Below are 12197 nucleotides of genomic sequence, written 5' to 3' on the forward strand. Positions count from 1 at the left end.
ATACGAATTTATGAAAAAATTAAAACTTAGCTTTTTGATGTTACTACTATTCACTCTTTTAATTGGCTGTTCCTCCCAAAACCAAAATACAGGAGGTAGCGAGTCAGGAGATTCTAAAACTGTTACTTTCGGTGTTACTCCTTGGACTAGTACTATTCCGCCAACAAAAGTTGCTAAACTATTATTAGAAGATATGGGCTATACGGTTAAGGAGAGTAATGCTGATGCCGGCGGCGTTTATACAGGACTTTCCCGCGGTGACTTAGATGTATTTATGGATGCTTGGCTACCTGATATGCATGCAAATTATATGAGTCGATACAAAAATCAATTGGAAGATTTAGCAGTCAGCTATAAAGAAGGGGAGCTCGGCTGGGTCATTCCCTCTAATGTAGAGGGCATTGATAGCGTAGAAGATTTAAAAGGAAAAGAAGATCTCTTTGGCGGAAAAGTGTACGGTATTGAAGAAGGTGCCGGAATGACCGTCACTTCTAAGGAAATGATTGAAGAATATGGATTAGATTTAGAATATGTTGCTTCTAGTGAAGGTGGTATGCTGGCACAAGCCTCTAAGTTTATCAAAAGTGGCGATCCTGTCCTTTTCTTAGGATGGCGCCCACATCCAATGTTTGTTGATTATGACTTAAAAGTATTGAAAGATCCAAAAAGTTTCTTTAAGACATCAGAAGTTCACGTAGTCGTAAATAATGGTCTAAAAGAAAAATCCCCTGAGGTTTATGAATTCCTCAGCCACTGGAGCATGCCTGTTGAGGATATTGAAGAAATGATTGTTAAAATCGAAGATGGCGCTGATGAGGAAGAAGTTGCACAGGAATGGATCGATAATAATAAGGATAAAGTAAATGCTATGTTAGGGAAATAAATAATGAAGCGGTTGGGACACCGATATTCCAACCAATATAAGCCCGAACAATTATATGGAGATTCTTATGCGATTTTCATATAATTGTTCGGGCTTTTTTATTTTTGGAAAGAGGATTGCTATCCACAGCGCTAGCACCGATCCGCTTCGTTATTACATTACTATGGGAAATGACAGAAGTAGATCCACTCAATTATTATCTAATCCCTCATAACGGAAGTATGCGAAATCAGCGTATGTACTTGCTTTTTTATCCATATCGTGGACTGCTATCCCAATGAAATTTCCGGTAAATCCCCCTGCTAAAAATAGAATATCTTGGCTGCTGGTTATTTCTTGCCAAGAATGTTCTTCATCTGAACGAAAGTAAAAGGTTCCTCTCGCTCCGTTTCCAATAACCTTTAGCTGCACTTCTCCTGCAGTAATAGTGATGATGGCTGGATCTAGTTGAAATTGCCCATCTTCACAACGCATAAAGCGAAGAACTTGGCCTTTTTCTTCATCAAATGTCACGTAAGCATATAGATAATTGCTATCATTTAAATAAAGCATGAGACCAGCCATTTGATTAAAGGTAGTAGGATGGAATGCTACGCTTGTTTCTGCCTGAAAGTGAAAGTCCTTTTGACGAATGGCAAGAATATGATGCTCGAACATGGACTGAATGGATTCCCCTGCAAACATACGTAAATAATTAGATCTACTTGTTAAATCACACCAAGAGTCATCTGCTAAAATACGTAAAGTATTCCACTCTTTTTTTAAAGGGCCAGCAAAGTCATCCTCAAAATCTGTATTGTTTTGAAAAATTACTTGTTCGTGCGTAACAATTTCAGTCACCAGACTGGGACCATTTGTACCAGATGAAAGGCGCAGCCAGCCGTCCTCTGTCCAATAAACCTCTTCTATCGCTGTTTCTCTTCCTAGTATCGCAGCTTTATTTTGTAATGGTCTAGTACATAAATAAACCATATACCAATTTCCAAGGGGCGTCTGCACGATGCTTCCATGTCCTGAGCATTGGAGCGATGACTCAGGTTTATCACTAGCTGTAAGCATAGGATATTCTGGATCTAATTCATAGGGTCCTGTTATTGCCTTTGAGCGGCAGACAGTTACTGAATGCCCTTTCCCAGTCCCTCCTTCTGCCGTTATTAAGTAATAATAGCCTCCATATTGATAGAGATGAGGAGCTTCCGTTTTAGCTAATTCTGTCCCATCAAATAGTTTATAAACGGATCCAATCAGCGCTTGATTCTTAGCATCATACTCCTGCATGACAATACCTGCTGATTTATTTCCTGTTATCATGCGATAATCCCAAATTTCATTTAACAGCCATTTACGTCCATCTTTATCATGAAATAAGGATGGGTCAAATCCACTGCTGTTTAGATATACAGGACTTGACCAAGGACCATTTATATTTGGCGCGGTAATCAAATAGTTATGACAATCCTTAAATGGTCTTTTTGTACTTTTAACATCTGTATAAATTAGGTAGAACAGCCCCTCTGAATAACTAATTTGCGGAGCCCATATGCTACCATTTTGTGGATTGCCTCTTAAATCAACTTGATTCGTAATAATATCTGTTTCGTGTTCCCAATTTACTAAATCATTAGACTGATAGATTCGTACTCCTGGCAGCCATTCAAAAGAGGAAACAGCAATATAATAAGTGTCATCTACTCTTAAAATATTGGGATCTGGATTAAACCCCCGTAAAATAGGATTTTTAACAGTGGTTCGATACATAGCCTTCTCCTTTCTGACTCACATTAACTCCTTTTCGCAACAAACATAACGTTCCTGCTAAAAAAAAGAGAAAGGCGATAGGAAAAGCAATAAACTGGGTACCTATCAATGTTGAAAATCCAGCAACGAGATAGAGGACTCCAGCCCATCTCGGATGTCGATTTCTCCAGATGAAAGCTGTCGCAACTATAACAAATGCTAGGACAAGTACTAGTGTAATACCGAACCATATAGCTAAGACATTCATGGCTTCTAAACTATCCTGCATCTCACCGAAAGAGACACCTTCCTGCAGAATAGGAAACACTGTTTCTTTATATGTTTCTATATCCATAGAGGTCATTGTTAGTGAAAATCCTCCTAGAAATAGGACACATAACACCATTCCTGCCATCCCAATTATTACTTCCCATTTCCGTTTCATTTCCCTCGTTCCCTTCTCCTAGTCTCTACCTGTAGTAATTTTCTATTTCCCGAAATGTTACTGTTTCTCGATTCTCCTTCTTTCCCCAATCGTCCCATTTATCCGAGTGAATATGAGTCCCTATTCTACATTGAGAAAAGGTTACATTGGCGTATGGTCTCCACGGCCGCCCTAAAAAGACATTTGTTACATCCTTATCTGCTGTTAAATAGCAACGAGAAAATAGGAAGCCATTTTTCCCGGTTGCAGTACTTGCTGCCGTAATATATCCTGGCAGGTTGTTAGGCCGTTTAAGAGATTTCAATTCACATTCTTCAAACTTTGCTTCTCCTCCACCAAATATATAATCAACGGTTCCTTCAATAGAACAATGGATAAAGGTTGTTATATTGTTCTGAAAGTTATTTTTTATTTCTGGAGTTGTAAAAGGAGTTCCATCCTTTTGTACATCTGGCAATGGACCGAGACAAACGGTATCTTGGTACCCTTTTATGGAACAATTTTTAAAGCTAACTTTGTTTCCTTCATTATATAAAGCAACTGCTTGCCCCACTATTTCTCCCGGCCCCGAATTATTTATGATTTCGATATTTTCTATCCAGATATTCTCTCCATTGATAAAAAGAGTCGCTGTTTGAAAAGTACCAATTTCACAACCAAACTCATCCAATTGCCGTGCATATTTATTTCCAATAATTCTGACCGTCCCTATTCCAAACAACTTGCGATTTGATTGATAAAGAAGGATATTTTCATAGTAATCTCCACCTAGGATGATGAATGTAACAGGTCTCTCGATATTGGAACAATGCATAATGGCTTCTTGAATACTCGTAAAATCACAATCATTGCCTTTCCCAATGACAAATTGAAGTTCATTTTTCATAAATGCTTCTGCAAAAAGTTTTCCCATTGCTTTCTCATTTCCTTTGTCTCTTGATGACCGCCAGTTACAATTTGGCTGTTCCACTGATTTTTTGCATCATATTTTCCATATATTTTTCCTAATTCCTCATCTAGCAGCATTACGCCTTCCAGCGGACACATGCGGTCATCTTTTCCAACAAGACTCAAGCGCGGTCTTGGGACAATTAACGATTGTACAGCTAAAGTAGAAAACTGCTTTAAAAAGCCTGGCACATAATAATAAAAACCATGATGATCTAGCCCCCGTTTCTGCCTTAATGTTTCTATATGTACCTGTGCAGCTATATCTACGGTTACTTTTATACGCTCATCTAGTGCTGCCATCCACCAGCTCATAAGGCCTCCCATTGACATTCCAATCGTCGCTACTCTGTTTTGGTCGATATCTGGCCGGTCTACAAGATAATCTAGAAAAGCAATATTATCAAAGATCCGCATCCCCCATAGCGATCTTCCATCTAATAACATTTCTTTAACTAATTCACTCTCTAATTTACCTTTCCGCTCATTAAATCCCCACATATCAATGGATCCAACGGCATATCCTAAAGTCGTTATAGCCTCGACAAAAGAGGGAGATTGTAAATAACTGTTACTTATTAACAGCTCTTCTTTTCCTTGATCGAAATTCCCTCCATGTGAATGATTAAAAAGGACGATAGGCAGTGGACCTTCCTTGTTTAGAGGTTTAGCAACATAAGCGGGTACGGATTCCTCCTCATTTAATTGCAGCATGAGGCTTTCTAATACATAGTTATCCTTCTCTTCTCTCCTTATTAGCTGCACCTTCCTATCCTTTGCATGTGGATAATCCCCTAATAACTCGATTAGCCTTTTTCGCTGTTTTTCCACTTATGCCTTCACTTCCTTTAAAAGCGCTTCTTCCTTCTTTGTATTTTTAGACTTACAGTTTATTAACTCGATATCCTCACAATTTTCTAGAAAAAAAGCTGGACCTTCATGGTTTTCAATCGTCACCCGGTTAAATAAAATATCCTTTGCAAAGCCTACATAAAAGCCCCGGTTATTCATATCTTCTATGCCTGCCATCATTGCTGGTTTTCCAGGAATCGCATCTACCGCCAATGAAATATCCACTTGATTAAAAGTTAGTTCTGATATATATTGCTCGGCTAAACCGTAAATAAATCCGGCTGCAGCCTGAACATTCCTAGCCGTTATATTGGCAAAATGAATGCGCCTAAACATCGGAGTCTCATTAGTTACTGGGTAAGGATTTTTATCCCATACGTATTTGTCCTTTCCTTTAGGCCCACAGAAATAATATAAATTTAAAATGAACGGACACATTACACCTTCCATTACGATATTGCTTACACGAATGTCTTCAACTACTCCCCCACGTCCTCGTCTCGACTTCAACCGAATGCCACGATCAGTATCTTGAAAGACGCAATTACTTATGGTGACATTTCGGATATTTCCGCTCATTTCACTGCCAAGCACTACTCCTCCATGTCCATGAACCATGGTACAATTTGTAATCGTTATATTTTCACAAGCTATCCGTTCTGCAGTGTCCTCTGTTCCTGCCTTAATCGCAATACAATCGTCCCCTACATCAATATGACAGTTACTGATTCTAACATTCATGCAGGATTCCGGATCAATGCCATCTGTATTTGGTGAATCTTGCGGATTATTGATTTTTATATTATCGATCGTAATGTTGTTACTGCATATGGGGTTAACCGTCCAACTTGGAGAATTTATTAAGGTCACATCTTTAATCGATATGTTTTCACAACCATCTAGGCTAATCAATTTTGGCCGCGGATAAAGCAGCTTCTCTCGCTCATTTCGAAAAAGTTGCCACCATTTCTCTCCATTTCCGTCAATGGTTCCAAAGCCAGTGATCGCAATATGCTGGCTATTTTCTGCGTATAAGCATGAAGCATATACTTCTCTAACTACACCTTCCCATCTAGATGTAACAACGAAATAGTCTGCTTGCTGATTAGAGAATTTCAATACTGCTCCTGCGGCTAAATGAAGTTCAATATGATCCTTTAAAAAAAGCGCACCTGTCAAAAACTCGCCTGGCGGGATAACAATTCTGCCTCCTCCATTTTCATATGCCTTATCTATCGCCTTCTGAATCGACTCTGTACATATACTCCCATCATTCTCTGCACCGAATTCAGTGATAATATAATCGCTCATTTTATAATCTCCTTATTCGTTAATGACTTCCTCCACTTCCACTAATGCCTGTAAAAAGGCCCCTAAGCCTTTTTGGTCATTGCAAATAATTGGTTCACTAATATAATAGGTATAAGTTCCGTCTCGTTTGTCAGCTCCGCCAAGTCCTGCTACCTGACAATTTTTATTTAAATTGACCCATCCCTCTTTTGTCAGTAAAACAAATTCATCTAATAATCCTTGGTAGCTTTTCTTTAATGGATGCAGCCATTCTTGTTTTTCTAGAACTCCCAGCCGTATCCCTTTTGCAATAGAACATACGTACATACTGCTTGCAGACGCCTCCAAATAATTTCCCTTTTCCCCTTGCTTATCGACTACCTGATACCAAACACCCTTTTCCTTATCCTGATAGTTTAGTAATGCTGCCAATGTATTCTTAAGAATTTTTTCTAAAAAAGGGCGATCAGGTGTATCCTTTGGAATAATTTCTAATGTATCTACTAATGCCATGACATACCATCCCATAGCTCTTCCCCAAAAATTCTCTGATAGTCCTGTCTCTTTATTAGCCCATGGCTGGACTTTCTTCTCATCCCATGCATGATAAAGAAGCCCTGTCTTTTCATCTAATAAGTGTTGATAACTGATTTTGAATTGGTGAAGTATATCGTCAAGACCTTCTCCATCTCGATATTCCATTTGATATTGCGCATAGAATGGCGCCCCCATATATAAGCCATCCAGCCAAATTTGATATGGATAAATTTGCTTATGCCAAAAAACACCTTCTGATGTTCTTGGATGCAGCTCTAATTGGGATTTCAATAAATCGGCTGCTTGCCGATACTTTTCCTCCCCCGTTTGTTTAAAAAGTTGAAATAGTAATTTTCCATTGTTAATATGGTCAATATTAAATTCTGATACTTCAAATCCTTTAATCGTTCCATCCGGTTGCACAAAATAATCGAGGTTTTCTTTTATAAAATGCAAATATTTCTTCTTGCCTGTTCGTTTCCAAAGGTTTTCAAACCCTTTTAAAACAACTCCATAATCATAAGACCATTTTCCGTTATAGCCTCTATCTTCATATAATCGTGGAAGTCTTTCCATAATGGATTGTGCTGTTCTCTCTGACCAACTCATTTCTGCCATTCTTATATTCTCCCATCCTATTTAGATTCTTTATAAAGCCTCTTCATGAAGATTGTTGCTTGCCTTATAAAAATCTTGTTTTTAAATTTTTTAAGGTGAGTGTCTAGCCGAAATCTGCTTTCCCCTCACCTTTATTCAAAATTATTTCGTTTGTTCGTATGCTGCTTTATATTCCTCTTTAATCGTGTTTCCGCCAGAATCTCCCCATGTCTTTACAGCTTGTTTGAAACCATCCAGATCTATTTCGCCTAAAATATACTGGTATGTGGCATCAGTAATAATCTTTTGTAATTCCGATCCTTGTGATGTATTGGTTGCAGATTCTAAAGAATAAGCAGGATTTAACACGGCATAATTCGCATTGTCTGCAATCATCTCATCTGCTAATGCTTTAATAGGGTTGGGATCTTTTAAATCATAGCCTGACTCTTTTGGTCTAGAAGCCGCAAATGGCTGCACTTCCTGTGTCCATAAATCCTGATTGGTAATTTCATATGCACCATCATCTGTTAGTTTATAATGGACATCTTCCAAACCATATGTCATTAATGTGTAAATTTCTGGATCTAGTAAATCATTTACAAACTTGAGAATCCTCTTTAATTCTGCTTCATCCTTTACTTCGGAACGCGGAAATGCCAATAATCCGCCAATTCCATTATTCGCAGCCCAAATGGCACGCTCAGGATTTGAATCCGATACCATATCGTTCACTAATGCTAATTCCATGTTATCTTGGATGCCTGCAGCCATCGTTTGTAGGTTTTTAGCATCGAAAAGTGCGCCAATATAAATTCCTGCTTTTCCCTGTGCAAAGCTTTGCTGCTGGTCTGTTTTTGCGGTAACGGCAAAGTCTTTATTTATCCAGCCATTGCTATACAGCTCCTTCATATAATCCATTGTTTTTACATAACCATCCGTTTCAAATTCCGGGATGAAGTCTCCATTTTCATCCATTTCCCATACATTAGGTGTACCGAAATAAGAACTTAATGTTTTAAAGGCTCCATATATTAAATCGTTCCTATCTACAAATCCAGTCGTATCATTTTTCCCATTACCATCAGGATCACCTTCTGTAAACGCTTTCGAAACTTCCATTAATTCATCAACAGTCTTCGGGACTTTCAGGCCTAAATTATCAAGCCAGTCTTTACGTAAAACGACACCATTACGAGCTAAATCCTTCTGGAAGGGAATGCCATAAAGCTTTCCTTCTATGGAAGCAGAAACCCGTACATCTTGTGAAATTTCCTTCAGATTAGGGAATTCATCTAAATAATCTTCTACATTCCAAAACATTCCAGACTTCAATGCATTGCGGACAGAGGAATTATCTAGAATGGTTAAAGTAACAATATCTGCTAATGAATCAGATGCTAAAGCTGTATTAATTCTTTCTTCCTTTGAAGCATCTGGAATCCACGAAAATTTGATTTCAGCGTTAGTTTTCTCTTCAATTTTGTCTAAAATAGTATCTGTTGGAGGAGATGCCGTATGTAGAATATTCAGCCATGTAATTTCAGCCTTACTATTTTCATCATACGTCCCAGATGATTGTTCTTTTCCTCCACTACATCCTGCTAATAACAACATACCTGCTAAACTAACACTAGCTAACTTTGATAGTTTTTTCATTTAAACGCTCCTTTACAATTTGATAAAGTGAAGTTCCATCAATGAATGTTCGCACTGATTAGTGGAACCATTCGGGTCTATATCGATGCTCTCCCACCTATCTTCCCCGAATTGGATAAGCTGAAAGTTAAGTCTTATTGTCCGTTAAGCGTAGGATAGACAGTTGTATCTTCTACTTCTTCTGTATTTTGTAATTCCATTCTAGTAAACACTTGATTTGCTGTCCAAGTAATCATATAAAATAAGAAACTAATACCGAAGAAAGTGAGAATCCCAGGAAAAAGTGTGATTGCTGTCCAATAGGTAGCTCCAATCACAACAAACAATAATAGAGAATATTGCAAGCAAGAAAAACCAAAGATAAAGGACATCTTTATGCGAAAGAATATTCCCTTCCAGTTATAATGAGCCATTAATGGATAAATATAAACGGCAGAAAGGAAATATAACGAGAATATGATCATCAAGCATACTTTGAGATACCAGTTTGTAACATGGAGTAAATCGATTACTAACACATAGCCGAGTAGTAAATAAATCCAGCTAGTAACCATGGATTCCTTGAAGGACTCTTTGTAATACTTCCAATAAGAAGAAAAGATAGGGACACTGGTATTTCCCCTCATCCACTGTCGGATGATACTAACTAGTGCATAGGTTGCTGGTCCTGCCCCAAATATCCCCAATCCTAATAAAGTAAAGAGCCACCAGAGGAAATTCACATAAACTAAGTTTAAGATTGTTATAAAAATGTGATTTATTTTTTCCACTGATTTTAACATCCAATTCCTCGCTTTCCCCTAACTTTAATAAACCCCATCCTCACCAAACTTCTTGGCAAGCTTATTTGAAAGCATAACTAAAACTAATCCTACTAATCCCTTAAATAAACCAACAGCAGTACTAAAACTTAATTGTCCATTCTTCAAACCAGCAGTATAAATATAGGTGTCAAAAATCTCTGCAACACTTCTATTTAATGAATTCAATAATAGATACATGTGTTCAAATCCTAAATCTAACGTGCTGCCAATTTTTAAGATTAATAATGTAATAATTACTGGTCGAATGGCCGGTAATGTTACATGCCATGTTTTGCGCAGTCGTCCTGCTCCATCCATTTCCGCTGCTTCGTATAATTGAGTATCTACAGCTGTAATAGCGGCAATATATATGATAGTAGACCAGCCTAGTTCTTTCCAAATTACTTGGGCAATATAAACGGTTCGCGTCCAATCAGGTGAAGTTAAAAAACTGACTTTATTGAAGCCCATTGCTGCTAACATTTCATTAATCAATCCACCATCAACATTTAAAAAGACATATGTAATGGAAACAATAATTACCCATGACATAAAATGGGGGATATAAATTAACGTTTGGATACCAGATTTAAAATATTTGTTTTTGACTTCATTTAGCATAAGCGCTAAGATGATCGGCATTGGAAAGAAAATGAAAATATTTAAAGCAAATAAAATAAGTGTATTACTTAAAAGCATAAAAAAGGTTGGTTCTGTAAATAAGCGAATAAAATGCTTCATCCCTACCCATGGGCTGCCCAAAATTCCTAAAAACGGTTGATAATCTTGAAAAGCAATGATCAATCCGCCCATCGGTAAATATTTGAAAATAATAAAATAGAGAAAGCCAGGGAAAATCATTAAATATAGAAGTTTGTTCTTTCTCATATTAGCCCAAGTTTTTTGTCTTCTAATCTTCTTACGCTGCTTCATAGTTAACTCAGGTAATGTCTGATCACTAGGCTTAATGATACTTTCCATTATTTACCCCCTTACTTTATGATGTGATGTTCAATTCATACTTTAAGCATATGGAAAAAGCATAATTACGTATATAATCATTATTTGATAACGCTTACAAAACCTTGTTATATCAATAGTTTCCTCTTCCCCACCCAATGTAATGATTACCATTTTGTCCAAATGATTATCTGCCTTTTCAATCGAAAAAAACGCACTTGGTAAGCGTTTTCCTTTTCTGAAATATTGATTATATACGTAATTATCCTCTCTTGATAAAGTAACTTTATAGTAAGAGAGTAGATCTATTTCTTACGCTGTTTTCTACAAAGAGTCTTGACTTTACGAAGGCTTCTAAAGTGTGAGAATCCGCAGATACGCACCTGCGGAAAGCAAAGTGGATTTAGGCGAACCACCTTTATTAAACCGGCCTTTCTCCGTTTGCTTGCTGCTCGTTTAACAGTCTTAACCGAGCAATTAAAACATCTTCAGTAAAGCAACTAGCTAAACAAAATAATAAGGAGGATCTATATGGAGAAAACGCATAAAAATAGGAAAATAACAAAAGGAGGAAAGGTCTTTTCTATTATTAATGGAACCATTTTAATCATTATCGCCTTAATTTGTTTTCTGCCTTTTGTAAATGTTATAGCTAGTTCCTTTGCTTCTACACAAGAGGTTGTAGCTAAACGATTTATTCTAATTCCTGAAACTTTTTCGTTAGATGCATACCGTTATATTCTTTCTACACCCACACTTTTTAAATCTTTAGCAGTATCGGTTGGCGTTACTGGCGTCGGTACTTTAGTAAGTATGGTCCTAACTTCTTTGATGGCCTATGGCTTATCACGTAAATATCTTCATGGAAGGGGATTTCTTAACTTTCTTGTTGTATTCTCTATGTTATTTAGCGGTGGAATGATTCCTACCTTCTTAGTAGTTAAAGCCTTTGGGTTAATTGATTCTTATTGGTCTTTGATACTGCCTGTAGCAATTAATGCGTTTAATTTAATTATCATGAGAAACTTTTTCCAAGCATTACCGGATAGTTTAGAAGAATCGGCTAAAATGGATGGCTGCACGGATTTAGGTGTCTTTTGGAAGATTATGCTACCTTTGGCACTACCATCAATTGCAACCATTTCTTTGTTTTATGCTGTTACCTATTGGAATACTTATATGACAGCTATTCTTTATATTAATGATTCTACAAAATGGCCAATTCAAGTTTTATTGCGACAGATTGTTATCGTTTCAAGCGGTATGCAAGCAGAAGGTTCGTCAGTTGACGTTATTCCACCTGCGCAAACGATTAAGATGGCCGTTATTGTTATAGCAACAGTACCAATGCTTATTGCGTACCCATTTGTTCAAAAATATTTTGTCAAAGGGGCATTAGTAGGCTCTGTAAAGGGGTGACGTTACTGAAAAAAAGGAGCCTTTAAAAAAACGATATTCTAGTAACTTATAACCTCATACATTTAAA

11 protein-coding genes are annotated in these 12197 nt (G+C 37.3%); 2 read left to right on the top strand and 9 right to left on the bottom strand.

Going from position 1 to position 12197, the window contains the following annotated elements:
- The first annotated feature begins 10 nt into the window (after nt 1–10).
- Nucleotides 11–883, top strand: coding sequence for a glycine betaine ABC transporter substrate-binding protein (locus C2I06_RS17580; RefSeq protein ID WP_123258544.1), 873 nt, complete (start codon nt 11–13; stop codon nt 881–883).
- A 189-nt stretch (nt 884–1072) separates the two neighbouring features.
- Here C2I06_RS17580 and C2I06_RS17585 read toward each other — a convergent pair whose 3' ends face one another.
- From C2I06_RS17585 to C2I06_RS17625, 9 genes are all read right to left on the bottom strand, one after another.
- Entirely contained in the window at nt 1073–2641 is a 1569-nt protein-coding gene (locus C2I06_RS17585; RefSeq protein ID WP_123258545.1) for a glycoside hydrolase family 43 protein, read from the bottom strand.
- Nucleotides 2622–3065 (bottom strand): DUF4064 domain-containing protein, encoded by a 444-nt coding sequence (locus C2I06_RS17590; RefSeq protein ID WP_123258546.1) that lies wholly within the window; start codon nt 3063–3065, stop codon nt 2622–2624. Before C2I06_RS17590 ends, C2I06_RS17585 begins: the two co-directional genes overlap by 20 nt.
- Before the next feature lie 25 nt (nt 3066–3090).
- Nucleotides 3091–3978 (bottom strand): pectinesterase family protein, encoded by an 888-nt coding sequence (locus tag C2I06_RS17595; protein ID WP_204259823.1) that lies wholly within the window; start codon nt 3976–3978, stop codon nt 3091–3093.
- Nucleotides 3948–4844, bottom strand: coding sequence for a dienelactone hydrolase family protein (locus C2I06_RS17600; RefSeq protein ID WP_061796992.1), 897 nt, complete (start codon nt 4842–4844; stop codon nt 3948–3950). Before C2I06_RS17600 ends, C2I06_RS17595 begins: the two co-directional genes overlap by 31 nt.
- Complete coding sequence (locus C2I06_RS17605) at nt 4845–6176, bottom strand: glycoside hydrolase family 28 protein (protein WP_123258547.1); 1332 nt, start codon at nt 6174–6176, stop codon at nt 4845–4847. It lies immediately after the preceding gene.
- A 12-nt stretch (nt 6177–6188) separates the two neighbouring features.
- Nucleotides 6189–7310, bottom strand: a complete 1122-nt coding sequence (locus tag C2I06_RS17610; protein ID WP_171510195.1) for a glycoside hydrolase family 88/105 protein — start codon at nt 7308–7310, stop codon at nt 6189–6191.
- Nucleotides 7311–7451: 141 nt separating this feature from the next.
- Nucleotides 7452–8948: an extracellular solute-binding protein gene (locus tag C2I06_RS17615; protein ID WP_123258548.1), complete on the bottom strand. Its 1497-nt coding sequence runs from the start codon at nt 8946–8948 to the stop codon at nt 7452–7454.
- Between the two features lie 134 nt (nt 8949–9082).
- A complete protein-coding gene (locus C2I06_RS17620; RefSeq protein WP_095329432.1) occupies nt 9083–9730 on the bottom strand; it encodes a YesL family protein in 648 nt (215 codons plus the stop codon).
- 24 nt (nt 9731–9754) lie between these two features.
- The gene (locus C2I06_RS17625) at nt 9755–10684 is read right to left on the bottom strand and encodes an ABC transporter permease (RefSeq protein WP_213084020.1); all 930 of its coding nucleotides are present in this window, start codon (nt 10682–10684) and stop codon (nt 9755–9757) included.
- Between the two features lie 558 nt (nt 10685–11242).
- Between C2I06_RS17625 and C2I06_RS17630 the strand changes: the two genes are divergently transcribed.
- The gene (locus C2I06_RS17630) at nt 11243–12130 is read left to right on the top strand and encodes a carbohydrate ABC transporter permease (protein ID WP_123258549.1); all 888 of its coding nucleotides are present in this window, start codon (nt 11243–11245) and stop codon (nt 12128–12130) included.
- The last annotated feature ends 67 nt before the right edge of the window (nt 12131–12197 follow it).

The sequence above is a fragment of the Niallia circulans genome (genome assembly GCF_003726095.1).
Classification (GTDB): Bacteria; Bacillota; Bacilli; order Bacillales; family Cytobacillaceae; genus Niallia; species Niallia circulans_A.